Source organism: Acinetobacter sp. FY683, from assembly GCF_059515885.1.
In genome coordinates, this window is sequence record NZ_JCAKNA010000033.1 from 1 (window position 1) to 23,327 (window position 23,327).

General features: G+C 36.3%; 22 protein-coding genes. 7 read left to right on the forward strand and 15 right to left on the reverse strand.

Going from position 1 to position 23,327, the window contains the following annotated elements; all coding sequences use genetic code 11:
• Positions 1–54 precede the first annotated feature (54 nt).
• Positions 55–987 (forward strand): IS5 family transposase, encoded by a 933-nt coding sequence (locus AC5YDH_RS13055; RefSeq protein ID WP_496116183.1) that lies wholly within the window; start codon positions 55–57, stop codon positions 985–987.
• Between the two features lie 274 nt (positions 988–1,261).
• Here the strand turns inward: AC5YDH_RS13055 and AC5YDH_RS13060 are convergent, their stop codons facing one another.
• The 4 genes from AC5YDH_RS13060 to lpxO all read right to left on the reverse strand — a co-directional run bounded on the left by AC5YDH_RS13060 (position 1,262) and on the right by lpxO (position 6,134).
• On the reverse strand, positions 1,262–3,751 hold the full coding sequence (locus tag AC5YDH_RS13060; RefSeq protein ID WP_496120128.1) for a fimbria/pilus outer membrane usher protein: 2,490 nt from the start codon (positions 3,749–3,751) through the stop codon (positions 1,262–1,264).
• 18 nt (positions 3,752–3,769) lie between these two features.
• Positions 3,770–4,468 carry a fimbrial biogenesis chaperone gene (locus AC5YDH_RS13065; protein ID WP_496120130.1) on the reverse strand — a complete coding sequence of 233 codons (699 nt, stop codon included), beginning with the start codon at positions 4,466–4,468 and terminating at the stop codon, positions 3,770–3,772.
• 45 nt (positions 4,469–4,513) lie between these two features.
• The gene (locus AC5YDH_RS13070) at positions 4,514–5,062 is read right to left on the reverse strand and encodes a fimbrial protein (RefSeq protein WP_496120132.1); all 549 of its coding nucleotides are present in this window, start codon (positions 5,060–5,062) and stop codon (positions 4,514–4,516) included.
• Between the two features lie 157 nt (positions 5,063–5,219).
• Positions 5,220–6,134: a lipid A hydroxylase LpxO gene (gene lpxO, locus AC5YDH_RS13075; RefSeq protein WP_496120134.1), complete on the reverse strand. Its 915-nt coding sequence runs from the start codon at positions 6,132–6,134 to the stop codon at positions 5,220–5,222.
• A 474-nt stretch (positions 6,135–6,608) separates the two neighbouring features.
• Here lpxO and fadB point away from each other — a divergent pair, with 474 nt between their 5' ends.
• The 3 genes from fadB to AC5YDH_RS13090 all read left to right on the forward strand — a co-directional run bounded on the left by fadB (position 6,609) and on the right by AC5YDH_RS13090 (position 10,817).
• Positions 6,609–8,762 (forward strand): fatty acid oxidation complex subunit alpha FadB, encoded by a 2,154-nt coding sequence (fadB, locus tag AC5YDH_RS13080; protein WP_496120136.1) that lies wholly within the window; start codon positions 6,609–6,611, stop codon positions 8,760–8,762.
• A gap of 12 nt (positions 8,763–8,774) precedes the next feature.
• Positions 8,775–9,947 (forward strand): acetyl-CoA C-acyltransferase FadA, encoded by a 1,173-nt coding sequence (fadA, locus tag AC5YDH_RS13085; protein WP_496120137.1) that lies wholly within the window; start codon positions 8,775–8,777, stop codon positions 9,945–9,947.
• A 342-nt stretch (positions 9,948–10,289) separates the two neighbouring features.
• Positions 10,290–10,817 (forward strand): hypothetical protein, encoded by a 528-nt coding sequence (locus AC5YDH_RS13090; RefSeq protein WP_496120139.1) that lies wholly within the window; start codon positions 10,290–10,292, stop codon positions 10,815–10,817.
• Between the two features lie 59 nt (positions 10,818–10,876).
• On the opposite strand, the gene AC5YDH_RS13095 is transcribed toward AC5YDH_RS13090, so the two are convergent.
• Entirely contained in the window at positions 10,877–11,626 is a 750-nt protein-coding gene (locus tag AC5YDH_RS13095) for a hypothetical protein (protein WP_496120141.1), read from the reverse strand.
• 246 nt (positions 11,627–11,872) lie between these two features.
• Between AC5YDH_RS13095 and AC5YDH_RS13100 the strand changes: the two genes are divergently transcribed.
• The 3 genes from AC5YDH_RS13100 (at position 11,873) to AC5YDH_RS13110 (ending at position 14,069) form a co-directional block, all read left to right on the forward strand.
• Positions 11,873–12,574: a DsbA family oxidoreductase gene (locus AC5YDH_RS13100; protein WP_496120143.1), complete on the forward strand. Its 702-nt coding sequence runs from the start codon at positions 11,873–11,875 to the stop codon at positions 12,572–12,574.
• A 171-nt stretch (positions 12,575–12,745) separates the two neighbouring features.
• Positions 12,746–12,931 (forward strand): hypothetical protein, encoded by a 186-nt coding sequence (locus AC5YDH_RS13105; RefSeq protein WP_496120145.1) that lies wholly within the window; start codon positions 12,746–12,748, stop codon positions 12,929–12,931.
• Positions 12,932–12,941: 10 nt separating this feature from the next.
• Positions 12,942–14,069 carry a hypothetical protein gene (locus AC5YDH_RS13110; protein WP_496120147.1) on the forward strand — a complete coding sequence of 376 codons (1,128 nt, stop codon included), beginning with the start codon at positions 12,942–12,944 and terminating at the stop codon, positions 14,067–14,069.
• A gap of 147 nt (positions 14,070–14,216) precedes the next feature.
• Here AC5YDH_RS13110 and AC5YDH_RS13115 read toward each other — a convergent pair whose 3' ends face one another.
• The 10 genes from AC5YDH_RS13115 to tnpA form a co-directional block, all read right to left on the reverse strand.
• Complete coding sequence (locus tag AC5YDH_RS13115) at positions 14,217–14,378, reverse strand: hypothetical protein (RefSeq protein WP_496120149.1); 162 nt, start codon at positions 14,376–14,378, stop codon at positions 14,217–14,219.
• A 215-nt stretch (positions 14,379–14,593) separates the two neighbouring features.
• A complete protein-coding gene (gene htpG, locus AC5YDH_RS13120) occupies positions 14,594–16,513 on the reverse strand; it encodes a molecular chaperone HtpG (RefSeq protein WP_496120151.1) in 1,920 nt (639 codons plus the stop codon).
• A 161-nt stretch (positions 16,514–16,674) separates the two neighbouring features.
• Complete coding sequence (locus AC5YDH_RS13125) at positions 16,675–17,262, reverse strand: OmpW/AlkL family protein (protein ID WP_496120153.1); 588 nt, start codon at positions 17,260–17,262, stop codon at positions 16,675–16,677.
• Between the two features lie 244 nt (positions 17,263–17,506).
• On the reverse strand, positions 17,507–18,874 hold the full coding sequence (locus AC5YDH_RS13130; protein WP_496120154.1) for a Na+/H+ antiporter family protein: 1,368 nt from the start codon (positions 18,872–18,874) through the stop codon (positions 17,507–17,509).
• A 235-nt stretch (positions 18,875–19,109) separates the two neighbouring features.
• Entirely contained in the window at positions 19,110–19,466 is a 357-nt protein-coding gene (locus AC5YDH_RS13135) for a YMGG-like glycine zipper-containing protein (RefSeq protein ID WP_496120156.1), read from the reverse strand.
• A 134-nt stretch (positions 19,467–19,600) separates the two neighbouring features.
• Positions 19,601–20,143 (reverse strand): hypothetical protein, encoded by a 543-nt coding sequence (locus tag AC5YDH_RS13140; protein WP_496120158.1) that lies wholly within the window; start codon positions 20,141–20,143, stop codon positions 19,601–19,603.
• A gap of 125 nt (positions 20,144–20,268) precedes the next feature.
• Positions 20,269–20,856 carry a hypothetical protein gene (locus tag AC5YDH_RS13145; RefSeq protein WP_496120160.1) on the reverse strand — a complete coding sequence of 196 codons (588 nt, stop codon included), beginning with the start codon at positions 20,854–20,856 and terminating at the stop codon, positions 20,269–20,271.
• A gap of 71 nt (positions 20,857–20,927) precedes the next feature.
• Positions 20,928–22,532 carry an IS66 family transposase gene (gene tnpC, locus AC5YDH_RS13150; RefSeq protein ID WP_496118776.1) on the reverse strand — a complete coding sequence of 535 codons (1,605 nt, stop codon included), beginning with the start codon at positions 22,530–22,532 and terminating at the stop codon, positions 20,928–20,930.
• Between the two features lie 74 nt (positions 22,533–22,606).
• Positions 22,607–22,942, reverse strand: a complete 336-nt coding sequence (gene tnpB / locus AC5YDH_RS13155; protein WP_496118774.1) for an IS66 family insertion sequence element accessory protein TnpB — start codon at positions 22,940–22,942, stop codon at positions 22,607–22,609.
• Positions 22,939–23,327, reverse strand: a 389-nt coding sequence (tnpA, locus tag AC5YDH_RS13160) for an IS66-like element accessory protein TnpA (protein WP_496119876.1), incomplete at its 5' end; no start/stop codon positions are given. The genes tnpB and tnpA, both read right to left, overlap by 4 nt.

Sequence of the window (23,327 nt, forward strand, 5' to 3'; positions counted from 1 at the left end):
GGCTTTGTTGCACAAACCTAGCATGGAAGGCTTATTCAGCAATATAATTTCAAAATGAATAAACCTGCCCCTAAAATCTATCGTACAACCAATTGGTCATCCTATAATCGAGCCTTAATCAACCGGGGTAATATTTCCATTTGGTTTGATCCAAAGACCCAGTGGTATGCACAATCACAAGGCAAGCAAGGTCGAAATCAGACCTACTCCGATACAGCGATTCAATGCTGCTTAATGATCAAATCTCTATTTCGACTCTCTTTACGTATGGTCACAGGTTTTGTTCAAAGTCTGATTAAACTCTCTGGATTAGATTGGACAGCGCCGGATTACACTACGCTTTGCAGAAGACAAAAACATATTGATATTGCGATTAGCTATGAAAAAAGTAGTGATGGTCTGCATCTACTCGTAGACTCTACTGGTTTGAAGTTTCTAGGTGAAGGTGAATGGAAATGCAAGAAACATGGGGCTGAATATCGTCGTCAATGGCGTAAGCTGCATATTGCTATAGATGCTAAAACTCTTCAAATACGTGCTGTACAGCTCACTACAAATGATGTTGGTGATTCTCAAGTACTTGAAGATTTACTTTCTCAAATTCCCTTGGATGAGAAAATTGATTCTGTTTATACAGATGGTGCTTATGACACAAAGCATTGCCGACAAGTCATTTTAGATCGAGATGCACATGCGATCATTCCACCGAGGAAAAATGCAAAGCCTTGGAAAGATCAGCAAGCGAGGTCTATCGAGCGGAACGAGTTATTAAAGACAGTCAAACGTCTAGGTAGATCGCTTTGGAAAAAGTGGTCTGGTTATCACCGTCGGAGTTTGGTTGAAACGAAGATGCATTGCATCAAATTATTAGGCGATAAATTAACAGCAAGGAGTTTTCCTAGTCAGGTGAATGAGATCCACGCACGCATGGCAGTCTTGAATAAATTCACAGAATTAGGTCGTCCTCATACCCAAGTTGTCTCTTAAATTTGGCTCACCTAGGGGAGCTCAGCCTTTCAAGCCTTTATGCAACAAAGCCCTGCATAACTATAATCAGCTTGATTCAACATCTGAAAACCGCCAACTCCCCCAACATAATCACCGCTATCATACTTATTATAATTCATAGTTTTAGGTAGTAGCGAATTACTACTAGTCAAGTAAATATCAAATGCTGCTTTGGTGCATATACCATAAGCACAACTAAACATTAAAGATGCAAATAAACCCAATATTATTCTATACATAGTGTTTTTCCTTATTATTTGCATGTAACACTTAGATTTAAAAAAGGCAAAGAAGTGAACAATAAGTCCTGTTCTTCTATAGAAAAATTACAGTGTTGCTGCTCCCACTGAACCTTATAATTTGTAGCTTGAACATCCTCTAAATATATTTGTTGTCCCTGACCCACTACCCCCACCAACAGCTCATTCTCATTGAAAACTTGTGCTCCCAATGGAATACTCACATTTTCATTAACTAAATCAATCAATGCCTTTTGCGATGAATTTGTATTAAATGTAATAAGTGAACTTGTATAATTTTTAGGAAGTACTTGTTTACTTGTCGAATCAATATCAACATTTAGAGGCAATGTTTGTGAGTCAACTTGAATATTATTATATTGATAAGGAATTAAATGAGGAACTATTGCATTTCCCCAATAATCAACTTTTGAATTTAAACCATTTTTTAAATGTACACCTTCAAGACCTTTAGCTCGAACAATACCGTATGTATTTCCTATTTCATTGCTGAGTGTTATCCCATATTTATGTGCAACAATTGCTCCTTGAGCTTGAATAGAATATTGCTGGCTATCTTTAAAATTTGATGAATACGTTGTAGATAATAAAACAGGGCTAGAACGATAATTTAAAGAGGTGCTAATACTTTCTTGATTTGAATTTTGATTAAAATTTATTCCATATCCAATTTGATCATATTCACCTAATGTACTTGCTATACCTAGCTTATGCGTATTGAGATTCTCTGCATGAGGAACATAAGAACCACTATATGATAATGTTGCTCTTTTCTTAGCAATATCCAGAGGCATATTCAAACTTACAACAACCTGTGTATCCGAATCATTATTTAAGCGATTAACAGATTGTAAATGTTGAACACCAATTGAATAATTTATAAGTCTATTCAGCTGATTTGAATACGTTAATTGGTATGAAATCTGACTCGGTCGAAACCAATACTGGCTTTCCGAATAGTTTGCACTTAATGTGCCAAAGTTACGCCCAAAATAATGAGAAATTGAAGTATAAAAAGATGCTTTTTCTCTTTGGTTACTATCGTATAGATTAAATGAACTATCATTTTTATTTAAATAATGAATATTCATTACATCATTAAATGAATAGTATTGATCATCCAGATAGCGTGTATATCCAAATGCTAAATTTGTTTTCTGATTAAATAATGTATTGTATTTAAAACCAATATAATCACTATCTTGAAACTCATTATGCAAATTTGCATTCATATAATTATAAAACAGTGAAACACCACCTAAATACGTATTAAAGTTCCCACCAACCGTTGTTCCAAGATAATTATCACTCAATAATAATGAAGAATATAAAGTGATTATATTATTTAAGCCATACTCCCCACTTAAGCTTAAAACTTTTTCATTATAAACATCATTATTTTGCCTATACTGCCCCAAAGCCAAATTATAACGATATTGCCCTGGTCTTAAGACCCGAATAAAAGAGTTATAGGGGATACTAAAAGACTTAATCTCCCCATTCGACTCAATAATTTCAACAAAAATAGGTCCACTTGAAACAGGACTATACATATCACCAATACTAAAACTTCCACTTGGTACAGCTTTTTCAAACAAAATCTGATTATCTTGCTTAACTCGTACAAGTGCATTCGTATTTGCATAACCCGTAATAACAGGTGCAAATGACCTTACAGAAGAAGGTAGCATTTGCTCGTCAGTTGAAAACTGTAATCCTCTTAATGACACTGTAGAATTTACATCACCACCTTGTCCATAAGAATAAAAATCTCCTAGCACTAACTGAGCTGTATACTCAGGAAATGCTTTTATGAGCTTAGTTTCATTTGTGGTGTATTTCTTTTCTTGCGCTAAAAAACTAGTGTTTCCTGAATGACGTAATTGCCATGACCCTAAATTAATGCCCGCATCTAAATTTAAAAAATCATACTTACTTGTTTTTTGATTATTATAACTAAATTCATAAAAATTATAGTTATAGCGAATAAATCCACTCGATATCCCATCTTCCCATAATATAGGATCTATATAATCTCGGGGTCGTTCATTAATGAATGATTGCGGGCTAGAAATATCTAATCGATGACGATCTAAATCCGTTTTCCAATGTATCTGTGTATCAATATAAGAACTCTCTATACAATCTTTAGAAGTATCAATGTGTTTAACAGCATCTTCTTTAAAATCAATTGCTTTAAATGATGTAAAAGGGATACAAACATTTTGATTTGTTAGATCTTCATTATTCTTAAATACATAAACTTTAGAACGCGTGATATATCTATTATTTAGATATACCTCTAAGTAATACTCCCCTTCTTGAGTAAATTTCCCACCTAGAACATCATCAAAATTTATGTTTTGATGGGGAACACCATGCAACAGATTATAATCAAAATTTAATGCATATACTGTTGAATTTGATACAATAAATGAACAACACAAAGATATTTTTCTTATTAATTTTTGTGAAATTCTCACTATAAATCCCCCCTAAAACTAGAAAGACTTACTAATTTGATATGCTGTTCCAAAATCATTAATTACGTACATTTCTACTTTATCGAAAACCCCATTATTTATTGGCTTTATTATTTTTGTTTCAAATGGTTCTAAATATCGAACACCCACCAAATCATCAGAGCGTCCATCTTTCAAAAATAATTTCTTCTTACCAAAATTGATATAATAAGGTGTAGGATTTTCAAATATAACGCTTCCATCTTGGGCTTTAACATTGATTTTATTAAAAGTATCTTCTTTTGGTTCTTTTAATGAACTCGGTCTATAAATCAATTTTAATTTGCTTTTTACTGCAAATTGAATATAACTATCTAAATGCTCTGGTTTAGGTGGTATTTCCAACACATTTAACCAAAATAATGTTTCTCTATCTTCTGAAAGCTTTTGTTTCTTATTAAAAATTATTCTTAATGACTGTCCCATTTTAGCATTTAAAGCTTTTAAGGGTGGACTTACAACAAATGGGGCTTTTGACTGACTCAAATCCGTTACTTCATTTTCTGTATCAACCCATGCTTGTACCAATAATGTTTGACTTCCAGTATTTTCAATATCGACTGAAACAAAGTTTTCCGAACTCGGATAAATGAACCTAGTCCCTGCAATAACTATACCGGCATGTGCAAATTGAACTTGCAACAATATCATAAATATAAGCACTTTATATTTATTCATCCGACATTTACTCCATGCCAGTTATAATTTTTATAATAATTTTATTTAGTCATAAACAATATTATAAGTAACTGATGTCGACACAGGACCTGCTGTCACTGGATGAACTGCAGCATAATATCTCGCCTTTAATGCAAATGTATGAGTATTCGTTGTATCTGATGATGAGCTAAATGTTAGTGGTGTATCACTTTGCCCTAAAAGCGTTGTACCTTTTAAATTAATATATGTAGCCCCATTCACCAATTCAACCTGAGCATTAGAGCCACCATTTCCAGAGAGAATCGTATTACTTAAACGACCTGTAGTTGTTACATTTGCATTGCTTGATTCAAAAAATGTACTAATATTGGCTGGCCATGGGCAATTTGTTAATGCAATTTGAAAATCTTTCTCACCAGCTGTTGTATTAATTGCTGTGAATGCACTTTTAATCACTGTTGGTAATGCAACTGTATAATTACCTGGACTAGTACCACCAATCGTACAGGTATTGTCTAAAACTTTACCAGTAATCGTAATTGTTCCATCTGCTGCATAAGCTAGTGATGGTGCTACAACCATTCCAATTAAAATTAATTTTATGATTTTCATGATTTTTCTCCAATTTTTATTTTTTTGTTTAGTATTTAATCAATAATACCGAAAAAATAGCATTTTTCAACAGTTTTATTGACGTATTTAACAAAAAAATGGGATAGTGCTAAGCACCACCCCATTATTTATAAAAATAATTGATTAAAATCAACGATTAAAAAATATACGGTCTAACAAAAATTAAGAAGAAAATTCCTAACATTAAAAACCATTTTAAAAAGTAATAAAGCGCTCTATTTGTTTGCTTCAATGCTTTCGCTTTAATACGAATTTGATAAATATAACCGAATGCCTTATTTAGCCCACCCGTTTTATCATTCGACTCATTTGGAGAACTAGCAGCAGTCATCACATTTTTTCCAAACCAATGATTAAAACGCTCCATAAGTTTTGATTTTAATGGTCGCTCAACATCAGCAAAGAAAATAATGCGGTTTTGATCTGTTGTATTTTCAGCATAGTGGATATAGGTTTCATCAAAAACAACGCTTTCCCCATCACGCCAAGAATAACGCTCACCATCTACATCAATAAAACAACGATCATCATTCGGTGTTATTAAACCTAAGTGATAACGCAATGAACCTGCGTATGGATCACGATGTCTAACCAAACGACTATCGGGTGCAAGTTCAGTAAACATTGCAGCCTTAATCGTTGGTAGTGTTTTTAATAATGCAGTTGTTTTTGGACATAATTCAGCAGCAGATGGATGTGCAGAGTCATACCATTTTAAGTAAAAACGCTTCCACCCCGTTTTAAAGAAAGAGTTAAAACCTAAATCATCATACTTTTCAGAAGCTTTGATTCCACCTTGCTCGTACAGTGCTTTTGCTTCATCACGAATCATTTCCCAGTTTTCATCTAACACTTTTAAATCTTTAAAATGCTGTGTATCGATATAAGGCTCATTAGGCACTTTCGAGAACTTGTACATGAGAAAATTAATTGGGGCAAGAATCGTTGAATGGTCAAAAAATTGACGATAAAACGTATGGCGAACTTTCCCTCGGCGCTGAATATACAAAGCAGAGGCAACAAAAATCGCCAAAATAATCCACTTAATCATAAAACCACCTAAAAATATTTTTAATTTGTCTTACATCATTAAAGACATTCATAATTGCAGAAATTATAACAAATTTTGCACACAATTCCCGCTATTGCCATCTAAATGCTGTTTTCTATTTTTCATAGTAAATGCAGCTACGCTTAATTAATTGACTTTTTTGACAAAAAATATGCTCAAATGAAACTTGAAATTTCATACTAATTTCCAATATAGAATATTATGAAACTATTAAAAAATTGAATTGAAACAATCATTTCATAATATCTATTCATAGTGAGCTAAAGTTGTAAAAAATCTATGTAAGTAAAGGTCGGATATAAATTCATGACCCTTGCGTCACGGCTTGATACAACTTGTTATGTTCTTTTTAGATATAGTTATCGTAAGATTAGTGAAGTATACCTGCGCGGGAAAGCGCATACACTTCAAAACATCAACTTAAGAAGTCCTCCAAAATAAAGGAGATCAGGCATGATCCACGCTGGCAATGCCATTACCGTCCAAATGCTTTCGGACGGAATTGCAGAATTCCGCTTTGACTTACAAGGTGAGTCGGTCAACAAATTTAACCGTGCAACAATTGAAGATTTTAAAGCTGCAATTGAAGCGGTTAAGGCAAATAACGATGTTAAAGGCTTAATTGTAACTTCGGGCAAATCTACGTTCATCGTAGGTGCAGATATTACTGAATTCGGTGATAACTTTGCACAAGGTAAACAAGCGATTGTAGATTGGGCATTGCCTGTTCATAACATTTTTAATTCTTTCGAAGATTTAGACATTCCTAAAGTAGCCGCTATTAACGGTATGGCTTTAGGTGGCGGTTTCGAAATGTGTCTTGTTTGTGACTATCGTGTCATGTCTGAACAAGCACAAGTTGGCTTACCTGAAATCAAATTAGGGATTTTCCCTGGCTTTGGTGGTACGGTTCGTTTAAGCCGTGTGATCGGTATCGACAATGCAGTTGAATGGATGGCTATGGCTAATCCTAAAAAACCTGCTGCTGCACTTAAAGATGGTGCTGTTGATGCTGTTGTTGCTGCTGAAAAACTTAACGATGCTGCTATTGACCTTGTTAAACAAGCGATTTCAGGTCGTTTAGACTGGAAAGCAAAACGTCAAGAAAAATTAGATCCTGTTAAATTAAGCCCTATCGAACAAATGATGGCATTTAACTCATCTAAAGGTGCGGTACTTTCTAAAGCAAATCCTGCACAATATCCTGCACCAAAGCTTCTTTTAGATTCTTTGCAAGCAGGTGCAAGCCTTCCACGTGATGAAGCTTTAAAAATTGAAGCACAAGGTTTTGCTAAAGCTGCGGTAACACCTCAAGCTGGCGCGTTGATTGGTTTATTCATCAACGACCAAATTGTGAAAAAAACATCTAAGCGTTATGAAAAAGGCGCTCATCCTGTAAACCAAGCTGCTGTTTTAGGTGCTGGTATTATGGGTGGTGGTATTGCTTATCAAGCGGCAAGCAAAGGTACACCAATTATCATGAAAGATATTGGTAATCCGCAACTTGCTTTAGGTATGAAAGAAGCAAATGGTTTACTAACCAAACAAGTTGAACGTAAGAAAATGACCCCTGCAAAAATGGGTGAAACACTTGCGCGCATTCGTCCATCATTAAGTTATGACGAATTTAAAGACGTTGATATTGTTATTGAAGCTGTAACTGAAAACCCGAAAGTGAAAGGCATTGTATTGTCTGAAACTGAGAAGAAAGTTCGCGAAAATACAATCATTGCATCGAACACATCTACAATTTCAATCACTCGCTTGGCTGAAAACTTAGAGCGTCCTGAAAACTTTGTAGGTATGCATTTCTTCAACCCAGTTCACATGATGCCTTTGGTTGAAGTAATCCGTGGTGAGAAGACTTCTGCAGAAGCAATTGCAACAACTGTTGTACTTGCTCAAAAAATGGGTAAAACACCAATCGTTGTAAATGACTGTCCAGGCTTCCTTGTGAACCGTGTATTGTTCCCTTACTTTGGTGCATTCGACCTTCTTCTTAAAGATGGTGCAGACTTCCAGCAAATCGATAAAGTAATGGAAAAATTCGGCTGGCCTATGGGTCCTGCTTACTTAATGGACGTTGTAGGTATTGATACTGGCGTTCACGGTGCCGAAGTAATGGCTGAAGGTTTCCCTGACCGTATGAAGCCAGACTTCAAAGGTTCAATCCAAACTATGTACGAAGCAAACCGTTTGGGTCAAAAGAACGATGTTGGTTTCTACAAGTACGAACTTGACCGTAAAGGTAAAAAAGCCAAAGTGGTTGATCCAACTGCATACGAGCTTGTTGCTTCTGTTGCAACTGCAGAAAAACGTGAATTTGATGCTCAAGAAATCATTGATCGTATGATGCTTGCTTTCTGTAATGAAACTGTTCGTTGCTTAGAAGACAATATTGTTGCGACTGCTTCTGAAGCAGATATGGCGATGATTATGGGTGTAGGTTTCCCTCCATTCCGTGGCGGTCCTGCACGTTACATCGACCAAACAGGTGTTGCTGAATACGTTGCGCTTTGCGACAAATATGCTCACTTAGGTAAAGCTTATGAAGCGCCACAAATGTTGCGTGACATGGCTGCTAACAACAAAAAATTCTACGGTTAAGGAGCAACGTGAATGGCTACTTTAAATCCACGTGACGTTGTCATCGTTGATGGTGTACGTTCAGCAATGGGTAAAACCAAAAATGGTATGTTCCGTAATGTTCGTGCTGACAGCTTATCTGCTGAATTAGTACGTGCATTGGTTGCTCGTAACCAGTTTGATACTAACGAAGTTGAAGATGTAATCTGGGGTTGTGTTAACCAAACTCTAGAACAAGGCATGAACATTGGTCGTAACATTGCATTATTGGCTGATCTTCCAAAAACTGTTGCAGGTCAAACTGTTAACCGTCTTTGTGGTTCTTCTATGCAAGCAATTCACACGGCGGCAGGTCAAATTGCGACGAACCAAGGTGATATCTTCATTATTGGTGGTGTAGAGCATATGGGTCACGTAGGGATGATGCACGGCATTGACCTTAACCCTGAAGCATCTAAGCATTATGCTAAAGCATCTAACATGATGGGCTTAACAGCTGAAATGTTAGGTCGTATGAATGGTATTTCTCGTGAAGAGCAAGATCGTTTTGGTGTGGAATCACATGTACGTGCTTGGACTGCAACACAAGAAGGTCGTTTCAAAAACGAAATTGTAGGCATTGAAGGTCACGATGCGAATGGCTTTAAACAGCTTTGCGATATCGATGAAGTTATTCGTCCTGATGCAAATCTTGAAGCATTTGCTGCGTTACGTCCTGTATTTGATCCTAAAGGTGGTTCTGTAACGGCAGCAACATCTTCTGCTTTGTCTGATGGTGCTTCTGCAATGTTATTGATGTCTGCTGAACGTGCTCAAGCTTTAGGTTTAAAACCTCGTGCTGTAATTCGCTCTATGGCGGTTGCAGGTTGCGATGCTGCAATTATGGGTTATGGCCCTGTTCCTGCAACTCAAAAAGCGCTTAAACGTGCTGGTTTGAGCATGGCAGATATTCAAACGATTGAGTTGAATGAAGCGTTTGCTGCTCAAGGTTTATCTGTTCTTAAAGGTTTAGGTCTTTATGAGAAGCAAGATATGGTGAACTTGAATGGTGGTGCTATTGCGCTTGGTCACCCATTGGGTTGTTCTGGTGCTCGTATTACGACTACGCTTCTAAACGTAATGGAGCAACAAGATACGCAAATTGGTCTTGCGACTATGTGTATCGGTCTTGGTCAAGGTATTGCGACTATTATTGAACGTGTTTAATTTTTAAATACTAAGATAAAAAGAAACCCCGCTTATTGCGGGGTTTCTTTTAGATATAGAAAAAAGATTGTGGTGGCAGTTTTTTATTACAAAAATCTTCAATACTTACAAAGAATACACCTGCATCCTTTTTAAAATTTCCAACCCTACCAACTCACTTCTACCTCTTTTTAAATTTTTACTAAAAACTCTTTTTAGAACAACACTATGAATATTTATAACATTGTTATCACTTTGTAACTTTAGTTCACTAAACACCCAATAAAATCATATACATCAAAATCTTATAACTTAAGTGAGTATTATCAACCTCTCTATTTAAATTTTCCTTTGGGGTTCCGCATGAACATGCTTAAAACTATCCTTGCAACTGCAATTATTGCATCTTCAGCAACTGCTATGGCAGCTGAAACAACAGCACCAACAATTACTCCAGTAGTAGATGCAAAAAAAGCAATTAAAGATGTAAAAAAAGAAGCATCTGCTGAAAAGAAAGAACTTCGTGCTGAAAAATATGAAGCGCTAAAATCAATCGATCAACAAAAGAAAGAAAGCAAAACTGCTGTAAAAGAATTAAGCAAAAATATTAATCAAGCTGTAAATGCAGATAGCAAAGCAATTAAAGATGTAAACAAAGCAGTAACAGCTGACCTTACAAACTCAATCGATGCTCAAGCAAAAGAAAATAAAGCTGCTGTAAAAGCAGAAGCTAAAGAAATCAAACAAATGATTGATCAAAAAGCTGAAGCTAAACAAGATAAAATGAAAAAAGACTGCTCTAAAAAAGCAGAATGTGACCAGAAAAAAGCGAAAGCTGCTGAAACAACAGAGAAAAAAGGCATTTTCTCTTGGTTCAAAAAATCTGCTTAATTTATAATTCGTAGATTAAAAAAGGATGCAAATGCATCCTTTTTTTCAAATTTCAAACCCTACAAACTTGCTTCTATCGCTTTTTGATTTTTCTGACTTACTTTCTTCATTTGCTTATCTAGCTCAAGCATTTCTTTATAAATTTGGTTGAACTGTTTCACGTGATCATCCCCCTGAAACAGAAACATATTATTCTTCGCTTGCCACTTACTCTCTTTTAAAATGGCAAATAAAGCCTGCGCCTTTGCAAAACTTTGCTGTTCAAGTTCAAATAATTCTTGCCCGTTATTTTGTTTCACTACTTCTTTCATAGATTCTGTTAAATAACGACGAAAACGCGGATTTACTTTTAAATGTTTCGCCTCGTTTAATGCCAATTCATCACGTCGTTCCATACTTTCTTGATAACGAGTCATGACCTCTTTTACAGCAATAAACATAATTTCCGTTTCTTCATATTTATTTTTTTTATCTTTTTCTAAACGATTTACATCTAAAAACTTATCCCACTTTAACGCTTTTAATTCACGTAAATACGTATTTCGAGCTTCCGCACTTTGCACCATAAAATTCAGCACAAAGTCCGCCATAATTTTATAATCGCCTTCTAAATCTGTCGTGTTTAAATCTACTGAAATTGGTTTTTGCCACTTTTGCGCTGACTCAAAAATCAATTCACCTTTATCTTGTATAACCGATTGATAAATTTCTAATTGTGCCAATTCATTTTGTTGTACTTTGTATTGATAAATTAAATATCCAAAAATACTCAATGTTGTAGCAGCAATGACTAAAACCACGCGTTTCATTGTTTTCTCCTATACAAAAGTATAGTCAATTTGAACCTTATAATTGCATGTTTTTTATACAAAATGCAATCTCCAACCGTAACAACACTTTATTTTTAAAGGTTTTATAAAATTAGAAAAAACGGTATAAACAGGTTAATTTCTTATGACATTTTGTACGTTTAACACCAAATTATGAATTTCATGCTTTAATTTATTCAAACTATCCCCACTTTAAAAACAAGTAATGAAAAAAAGAGAATTCTCATGCGTGTAGATATTTGGTCAGATGTAGTTTGCCCATTTTGTTATATTGGTAAAAAAAGATTAGAAAAAGCGGCAACTGAAGCAGGTGTAGAACTAGAAGTTCATTGGCACAGCTATCAATTAGACTCAGATGCACCTGTACGCCAAGAAATTTCAAACTCTGAGCGTTTGGCACAAAAGTATGGTCGTACGCTTGAAGAAGTTGAAGAAATGCAGCGCAATATTGCGACTATGGCAAAAGAAGAAGGAATTGAATTTAACTGGGAAGGTGCAAACTCAGGCAATACATTCAATGCGCATCGCTTAATTCACCTTGCTCAAAGTAAAGGTTTAGGTTCAGAAGCCAAAGAAGCATTATTTTTTAGTTATATGACACAAGGCTTACCAATTGGTGAGCGCGAAACGCTTGAAGATGTTGCATCTCGTATTGGTTTAAACCCTGTCGAAGTTGATGATTTACTCGATTCTGAAGAATATGCAGATTTCGTTAAATTTGATGAAGATGTGGCACGTGATCAGTTACAAGTAACAGGTGTTCCATTCTTTGTATTTGACCAGCGTGTTGCTTTAGCTGGTGCCCAACCAACTGAAGTATTTAAACAAGTTATGGAAAAAGCGCTTGAAACTCCTGCTGCAGCTGAAACAAATGCAGAAAATGCACCTACATGTGCAGATGATCAATGTGAAGTTCCGCACAAATAAAATCGTTTATTTGTTGAAAAAGCCATCTAAATAGATGGCTTTTTTCTTTGCATTTTCAATTCGATTGATTATTATTCAAAGAAGTAACGAAGTTGTTGATTCAATATATTGTTTATGTTGCTCAATTCACTGCACATAAACCACAATCACACCTAAATCTTCGAGTTCATTATGCATTTACCTCTCTTGCAAGCACTCATACGAAATGAAGTTTCTCCTCAGGCAATCAATGTTCAACATTTAATTGAAATGGCAGAGAAATATCAAAATCCGCATTCTTCAGAATATAAACTCGTTGAATTAGCACTAAATATTGTTTTAGGTAGCTACTTAAAAAAGGTGAACAAGCTCATTTGAGCCACTAAAAATGAACAATATTGAAAAAGTTAAATACATTGTAGAACTTAAAGCACTAACAGCAAGCTTAGAGCATGGTTCTCTTTCACTTTTCGAAACGGCTCAAACAAAAAAGCGCCTTCAGGATATTTGTGCTTTATTTGATGAACCTATTTTTCAACAATATCTTCCAAAAGGTTTTGTTAAAAATGAGGTCAAAATCGTTGCATCTCATCTGGCTCAACTGGGTGTTACAAACCCTAAAATATCGACACAAAAAGCAGATCCACTTCCACAAACAACGAAAATGAATACACAAAATGTGATTGTGGAAGAATCTCAAACTACACATAACCCCACATTAAAAAATGATTTAGCAGAAAATAAAGTCAATCATTCGGTCAATTTAAACGTAGAAGAACCCGTTTTATTGGAAGCCCCAATACAACAAACCACTCCAAAACTCCAACATGTTCGCCTAAATGACATAGACTTTCCTGTAACACCTATTCGCATTAATGATGCTGAATCTTCGCTATATTGTCTGCCTACTCAAGAAAATTCACGCAGTATTATTCTTATTAATGCATTAAATATTGGAAATTTGATTGATCGTCCAATTTTCATGGCAGAAGAAACAACATCTATCGGAAACTTCACCCAATATATTATATATATGGGAGCTGAAGATGAAATAGAAGCGATACATTCGCTGAAATTATACAGCCAAAATTTATCTCGTGAATTTTCAGCAATTCGGCAACTTAAATGGCAAGACTTAAAAGACGCATTGAATAGTGATGAATCACTTTTTAAAACCTATACTTCTTCCAACATCATTGTGTGGCAAAAAGACTCATACTTTCCCTTTATTCCACAAAGTTTAGTGTCAAACCGAAAATTTATTCTCTTTGAAGAAGATGAAGCACATGCTGAAACCCCGTTATTATTTTTAGAAGAACGTGGGAAAATTCGTTTAATTTGTGGCAAAAATCGTTTAATGCTTAATGAACAGGAACTTGCTTATCCTTACGTTACATTTACCCGCCAACAAGGCTTAAATTGGCAAAAAATCCAAGAAATCATCGCATCGTTAACACAGCCTATAGCCACGCTAGATTTACTGAATGCCTTAAACTCTCATATTAAAAATGCATAAATTTAAGCCCATCTTTAGATGGGCTTTTTACAACAACAGTTATACAACTGATTTATATTTCATAACACGACCTTCACGAACAAAGCGTTTCTTTTTAGCCATTTTTGAATCAATTTGGGACTTTTCACTTTCAGCTTTTGCTAAACGTTATTGATCTACAAATGGATTAATTTCTACATGACTTAGTTCTTTACTTACAGAAACTTTTGACTGATGACTACCTGTCTTTTCCGAAATATGTGCAACGGCTACTTGCATAGAACCCAATGAAACACTGATAACAGCAACGAGAGATAGAAACAATTTCATAAATTTAACTCCAAAACTTAAGGTTAAAACCAAACATCGTTATTATAGATCATAATTTATATTTTAATTTGTTTTTTAGATTTAAAGATGGACGTATTTTCTTATTATTTACATTGATAAATTGAATGATATATAAGCAATTTTATCCTTCAGAGATTATGTATAAAAAAAGCCTCCCAAAGGAGGCTTTTTTTATATTCTATACAACCTAATCATTACTTCAATAATAAGCTATTAATACGCTTAATATATTCAGCAGGATCATCTGGTAAACCACCTTCTGCAATTAATGCCTGATCAAAAATCACATTGGCTAAGTCATCAAACTGTTCTGTATTTTCTAACTTTTTAACCAAAGGATGTTCAGGATTAATTTCTAAAATTGGCTTAATTTCAGGTACAGGTTGCCCTGCTTGTTTTAACATGCGTAATAGCTGTGGAGATAAATCACCGTCACTTGTTACCAAACATGCAGGAGAATCGACTAGACGAGTCGTTACACGTACTTCTTTGGTCTTTTGATTTAATGAAGCAGATAGCTTTTCTACAACAGGTTTAAATTGCTCAGCTGCTTCTTCTAATGCCTTTTTCTCTTCTGCATCTTGAAGATCACCCAAATCAACCGCGCCTTTTGCTACGTTTTGCATAGATGTGCCATCAAACTCATGAACAAATTCCATTGCCCACTCATCTACACGTTCAGACATTAACAATACTTCAATGCCTTTTTTCTTAAACAATTCTAGTTGAGGAGAATTTTTTGCAGCATTTAGGCTATCGGCAGTGACGTAGTAAATTGCATTTTGCCCTTCTTTCATGCGTGCTTTGTAATCTGCCAAAGACGTTGAAACTTCATCATTAGTTGATGTTGCAAAACGAAGTAGCTTTAAAATGCGTTCATGATTTGTTGTATCTTGCCCCAAGCCTTCTTTTAGGACAGAACCAAATTCTGCATAGAACGTTTTAAATTTCTCTTGGTCTTTTTCATCTTCCGATTTAGACAAGCCATCTAGCATGGTAAGAATACGGCGTGTATTACCTTCTCGAATAGTTTTTACATCACGGCTTTCTTGAAGTAATTCACGGCTTACGTTTAAAGGTAAATCTGCACTATCCACCACGCCCTGAACAAAGCGTAAATAATTTGGAATTAAATTTTCTGCTTCATCCATAATAAATACACGTTTCACGTACAGTTTAATGCCTGGTTTCGATTCACGCGTGAAAATATTACTTTGTGCTTTGCTTGGAATATAAAGCAGTTGCGTATATTCAGTGCTCCCCTCAACACGGTTATGCGACCATGCAAGTGGTGCTTCAAAATCATGACTTAAATTTTTATAAAATTCTACGTATTGCTCTTCCGTAATTTCAGACTTATTACGTGTCCATAAAGCACTTGCAGAGTTAATTGCTTCCCACTCATCACTCTTAACGTATTGACCGCCTTTAGGCTCTTCACCTTCAGCAACTTCTTCTTGTTGCCAAACTTCTTTTTGCATTTCAATTGGCAGGCTAATGTGATCTGAATATTTATTAATAATATTCTTCACTTTGTAGCTTTCTAAGTACTCAAGTGCATCATCACGTAAATGCAGAATGATATCTGTACCACGGCTTTCTTTTTCAATTTGTGTAACTTCAAAATCGCCTGTTCCGCCACTTACCCAGCGAACACCCTCATTAGTAAGTGTACCCGCACGACGTGATTCAACCGTAATTTTTTCAGCAACAATAAAACCCGAATAGAAGCCAACACCAAACTGACCAATTAATTGTGCATCTGACTTTTGATCGCCAGAAAGCTTAGACATAAAGTCTTTCGTACCCGATTTTGCAATCGTACCTAAGTTATCAATCGCTTCTTGTTGAGTTAAACCAATTCCATTATCTGAAATTGTAATTGTCTTATTGTCTTTATCTAGGCTTACACGAACATGTAATTCAGGATCATTTTCATAATATTCAGGATGATTAATCCCTTCAAAACGCAATTTATCACATGCATCCGATGCATTCGAAATCAATTCACGTAGAAAAATTTCTGGGTTTGAATATAGAGAATGCGTCACTAAATGTAATAGCTGAGCCACTTCAGCTTGGAAACTATGTTTTTGTGCGCTTTGCTCGCTCATTCATTACTCCTTAAATTCAATACATTGTTTTGGATATAGTATGAATTGGAGCATAGTCGATATTTTTCAATAGCAAATTCAAAAAATTCTATTCTCAAATTTCAATCACAAAAAAGCCCCATCATTTGATGAGGCTTCTTATATTCTACATTTCTAAATAATTAGAACTTGTAGCTATAACCTAGTGTGTAAACTACAGGATCAATATCTAACTTAAATTCTTCGTCAACACCATTTACACGTACTTTGGGAGAAAGATCTGCATAGCGTACGTCAGCAAACACACCCCAGTTTTTCGCATCAGCAGGTTTAAAGTTCACACCTAATTGACCTGCTACACCAGCTGTATTTTTAACTTTAGCAACCGCACCTTTTTCGCTAAATGCAAAGAAACCTGTCGCACCTAAACCTACATATGGTGTGAATTGTGAATTGTTCACAAAATTATATTTAAAGGTTAATGTTGGTGGGAGTTGCTTAATAGTTGCAATAGTACCAGCCCCCTCCATATTAATATCATGTTTAATTGGATTTGCTAATAATAATTCTGCAGAAAAAGCATCATTGAAAAAATATTCTACAGATGGTGTAAATGCATATTGATAGTCTGCTTCAACTTTAGCACCATCAAGATTTGTACTTCCTGTTGGTGAAACTAATGAACCACCTACTTTCACTTGCCACTGACCAGCCATAGCTGTAGACGCAACTGTACCCATTAATACAATAAGAGCTACTTGTTTTAGCATTTTAACAACACCTTTGTTATGAATAATATTATAATAAACATGAGTATGAAAATTATGCAATACATATTATTTCACTAATATTTTATTTATTTTTAAATCATTGTTTTTTATTGTTATTTATTTTTAATTGACCAATAAGGTTGGTTTTAAATCCAACCTTATTAATTCAATTAATATTGTTTTAATCCTACTAAAATTATCAGAAATAAATATATTAACTTCCAATATTTTTATAAAATTAAAACTATAAAATCATTGCTGCAATCCAACCAAAAATCATCAACGGAATGTTGTAATGAATAAAAGTTGGAACCACACTATCTCTCATATGGTCATGTTGACCATCCATATTTAAGCCTGATGTTGGACCTAATGTTGAATCTGAAGCAGGTGAACCAGCATCACCTAGAGCTGCTGCTGTACCAATAAGTGCAATTGTTGCAGCAGGACTAAAGCCAAACTGTAAGCACAACGGAACATAAATAATAGCTAGAATTGGAACAGTCGAGAAAGATGAACCAATACCTAATGTAATAAGCAAACCAATGAGTAGCATCCAAAATGCTGCTAAACCTTGACTATCGCCAATCCACTGAACAGATGCTTGAACTAATGCAGGAACTTGATTTGTTGCCTCAATAACAGCTGCAAAACCTTGTGCTGAAATCATAATGAAGCCAACCAATGCCATCATGCGCATACCGTTCACAATAACATCATCTGCTTCTTTCCACTTAAAGATGCCAGCACAACTTAAAATAGCAACACCAACAAGTCCTGCCAAAATCATTGAATCCGATATAACCTGAACAAATAGCGTCATCACTACGGCAATAGCAGCCATAATTAATGTAAATTTAGCTATGATTGGTTTACCATTTTCATCACATTTCACACTACTAGAAATAGAATGTTGTGAAGATTTAACATTTAAATCTGCATATTCTCTTGGTTTTCGGTAACTAAAAAATATTGCTATTAATAATCCAATAAACATTCCAAATACAGGGATCGCCATTGCATGTGGAATTTGGTCATATGAAATACTCAATCCATACGGCTTACCAAATGTATTAATGTTTTGTCCTAAAATATCATTTAGGAAAATTGCACCAAACCCGAAAGGCACCAACATATATGTTCCCACAAGACCAAATGTAAGCACACAAGCAATTAAACGACGGTCTAATTTCAAGTGATTAAATACACCAAGTAATGGAGGAATAAGAACTGGAATAAAAGCAATGTGGACAGGAATTACGTTCTGAGAACAAATTGCAGCAAGTCCAATAGTACCAAAGATCATGTATTTAACACGATTTTGTGCCTTTATATCACTATCCCCTTTCAGAGTAGTAATCAATTTATAAGCAAGTAAATCTGGTAAACCTGAACGAGCCAAAGCCAAAGCAAAAGCACCCAACACACCATAAGCTAGTGCAATTTGCGCACCATTACCTAATCCACTATTAAAAGCTTCGATGGTTCCATGGACACCAAGTCCAGCCAAAAGGCCACCTGTAACAGCACCAATAATGAGTGCGAATACTACAGGAACACGAGCCAATGACAGTCCAAACATAACTGTAATGGCAGCAAGAATTGCAAACATAGGAAGTAGTATTTGTTAAAAATTATATTTTATCAGAGTTTTTTATTAAATTTACTCCAGTTATCAGCTAGATATTTTCTTTCTTATTATTTTATACAATTAAGTCACTTTTCAAATTAAGCCTAAATAATGTTCATTTTCAATATAAAGTCACAATTACAGCTCCCCTAAAAGCTGAATACAAATAAAAAAAGTGCAATATTTTGCACTTTTTTTATTTTAAATGAATGAGATATTATTTCTTTTGCTCGAGTGCAGCACCTGCACCACCACCTAGTGCACCACCAATAGCAGCACCAGTATTTCCACCAATAATCTCTTTACCTAAAATTGCACCCACTGCGCCACCTACACCACTGTAAGCCGCATTACGGTTTGAACCATTTTGAGTTTTACTGCCTACTGCAGAGCCTGCACCAGCACCAACAATAGCACCAGCACTTCCGCCCACTTTACTACCAACACCACCACCAACAGCACCACCAATGGCTGCTGCGCCAATTCGTTGTTGATCTGCATTCATCGTTTCACAGCCAACTAACATAAATGTAGAAACAGCTAAAGCACCCGTCATCATTAAAACTTTTTTCATGTTATTTCTCCTATTTGTTTAATTTCATATTAGCCATTTTTTAAACAATTTTTAATGGATTTATGTAAATTAAACTTTGAACTTGAAAACCTAAACTATTCGATTAAACATACTCTTATATACTACTTTTTGCATTACTGATTATCATCAATAATTAAAAGATCGCGTGTTTTCTCACCATCTTTAGTCGTTACAACATGAGATACCTTTTTAGTTGTATCAACACCTTTTGTTTCATTTAATTTTAGCGTACGTTTTATAGGTTCAACTTGACTCTTTTTGAACTCAACACCTTCAGCATCAATTACTTTATTTTGTGAAAGTACTTGCCCATCTTGGGTCACAGTTGTAATGAGTTCAATTTTTGATGTTGGTACTATTACACCACCTTCTTTTAAAACCGGAATAGATAATTTCTTATCTGAAAACTGCTGCTGATCATCATCAAATTCTACTTCTCGAGCAACAACATCCTTTCCTTTATTCGTTACCTCAAAAATTGTTGCTTCTACGTGTCTTGTTGCATCTTGACCATCTGCTTTACGAATAACTTCCTTCTTAAGAACAGGTACAACAGCTTTATCTTCTACCGTAATTGTATAAGGCATAGGTTTAGCCAATGCAAATGTAGACATACCCAAAGCTGCTAATGTTAAAAATGTTTTTGTAAATTTCATATCAGTGTTATTCCTTGTTTTTCATCTTAATATTAATCATTAAATATATGAAATTTACAATATTTTTGAAAGTACTCATTCCTTTTCTTTTAGTAATAAAAAAGGCGCCCTACGGTGGCAAAACATTAACGAAATGGGTTTTTAGAAACTTTTATTCTTACTGGTTTTTTGTTACCTCTTACATCCTGTCCTTTTGCACAAAGATACTCAAATACCATTTTTTCATCCTTTGCTTTAGGTGCTAAATAAATTGTTTCTAAATGCTCCATTAGAGATGGCTCATAATCAATATAAATACGATTAATTTTTTCATCATATTTAATCAACTCACAATCCATCTGTGTAACATAAACCATTCGACATTCTTGTTCTTCTTTAAATGCCATATGCTTAATCAAGTAACGCAGAGGCAACAAAATTTCATTTAATAATTTTTTTTCATCACTTTTAAGCTTAATCTTATCTATATCTATATCTATAATGTATTTTGAAAGTGCTTTTAGTCCATCACTAACCTCCGTCTCAATATATAATATTTCTAGTTTATATTTAGCCCATAATTTCTCTGCTTCTAAATTTTCTTTAAGTATATGTTCCTTATCTTTAGTTTTATATTCTCTATGAAAGCTCCATTCATCACGTGCTGAAACTTTAATTAAGCCTGATATTGGATCAAAATAAATACAACGATAGAGTGGTAAACTTGAAAGCATATGTTGCGTATTGATTAAACTCTCATTTTTTAATAAAGCAGTAAGCGTCCGCTGAACCCCATGCCTATTTTTTAATTCGGTTCAGGTTTCCAGCGGTGTGGTAGCAATTCTTCAATCTGAGTCACTTTATGTGTCGGCAATCTTTTCAGCACATCACTTAAATAGGCATACGGATCCAGCCCATTCAGCTTTGCTGACTGGATTAATGTCATAATATTGGCTGCTCGCTGACCGCTGCGCAGCGAACCTGCAAATAACCAGTTCTTACGTCCCAACGCCCAGGGGCGCATCTGGTTTTCCACCCAGTTATTGCAAATCGGTAGATTGCCATCATCCAGATAGCGGCTTAAAGCTGGCCAACGCTTCAGAGTGTAATTGATCGCCTTGGCGGTTGGAGAACTCGATGGCACAGTCAGTTGATGTTGGTTGAGCCATTCATACAGTTGTTGCATCACCGGTTGACTATGCTGTTGTCGGTATTCGCGGCGCTGTTCTGCTGTACCATCGGTCTTTTTCCTGAGTTCTGCTTCTATCGCATACAGTTTCTGAATCAGCACTAATGCCTGTTCAGCGATCTGACTTTTCCCGGTCACATGCAGTTCATGAAATTTACGACGTGCATGTGCCATGCAGCCCACCTCAATGACATCGCCTGATTTAAAGCGTGCTTTATAACCGCTGTAATCATCACAGACCAGATGGCCCTGCCAGCCATTCAGGAACTCTTCTGCATGCTGACCTGAACGACTATCCTGAAAGTCATAGATCACGGCTTGAACTGGATTGTACTGTGTAGTGGCATAGGCCCAGACATAACCTTTCTTCGGTTTTTTATCATTCTCACCCATCCGCATGATGGTGACTGGTGTTTCATCTGCATGCAGCACCCGCTGTTGCAGCACCACCTGTTTTAAGGCATTGGCCAGAGGTTCCAGTTCCACACCGCAGCGACCAATCCAGTCAGATAAAGTAGATCTGGACAGATCAATGCCCGCCCGCTGATAGATCAGGCGCTGACGGTACAGCGGCAAATGATCAGCGTATTTCGAGACCAGCACATGGCTGAGCAGTTCAGGTGAAGCAATGCCTTTATCAATCACATAGGCGGGCATCGCTTGCTGAGTCAGGGTGTCACACTGATCACAGACCCATTTGCCACGCACATGCTGTTCCTTATAGAACTGTGCCGGTCTGAAATGCAGTTTTTCACTGATATCTTCGCCGATACGACGGAGTTGGCAGCCACAAGCACATTGGGTTGATGTTGGTTCATGCTCAATACGAATGGTGTGTAGATGATCGGGCAGCAGTCGACGTTTAGGTTTATTTGCTTTGGCTTTGTGTGTCGCTGCATCGGTTTTATCTGCATTCAGCCGCTCCAGTTCCAGATCGACTGCTGTGATATCTTCTTCGACCGCCTCATCCCACAGATGGATTTGTTTTGCGGTGAGATGTTCGTTTTTACTACCGAATTTGTGCTGTTTAAACAGCGCCAGTTCATGCTCGTATTTTTGATTGAGAATAGAAAGATGTTGAACTTTGGCATCCAATTGCTGGTTTGATTTTTCTAATTCTTGATTTGATTGTGCCAGAGACTGATGCTGCATTGCCAACTGTCTGGTAAATTCCAGCAGTTGTTCATGGGTCAGTTGGCTTAAGTCTGGCAGCGTATTCATGACCGCAGTATGCCTGAGGTCATGACGCAGAGGAAATAGAACGTTTGGAGAATAGCAGAATGGACCAGCCTGGTTTAAAGCATCGTCACCACCTGCTGTCGTCCAATGCGCTGCCAGGGCAAACCCTGGATCAGTGCTTGTAACTGTTCCGGACTGATCGCCATGCTTTCACCCTGGTGAACCTGCGCCCAGTGGAATTTTCCCTGTTCCAGCCGCCGGGCACACAGCCAGATGCCCAGTCCATCATGTACCAGCACTTTCATGCGATGGCCACGTTTATTACAGAACAGGTAAGCACAATGCGGTTTAATGTAGCCAAAGGCTTTCATGATCTGCGCCATAGCCGTATCCATACCCGCACGCATGTCCATCGGCTGGGTAGAGAGCCAGATTTCATCGATACGGATCATTTGATCAAGCCCTGAAGTAAAAGCAGCAACTCCTTGGCCGATTCCACTGGCCATTCGATTTCGATCACCTGATCTCTTGCAGAACATTGTTTCTGATGCAGTGGAATTCTGATATGAGCGACAGTATTCTTCTCCGGAACAGATAGCGGAGGTGCGTCTTGTTTGGCTGGAGTCGGGTGAAGCATGACCGGAAGAAAGTCAGTCTGTGGACTAGATGGGGTTGTTAATGCAGGGGGTATTGATCTGGATTGACGAATCCATTTATGCAACAGATTGGCATTGATCTGATGTTGCATTGCGACCTTGGCCACTGATGTATCTGGCTGCTGGCATTGCTGAATAAGTTGATGTTTAAATTCAGCCGTGAAGGTTCGACGAGGCTTTT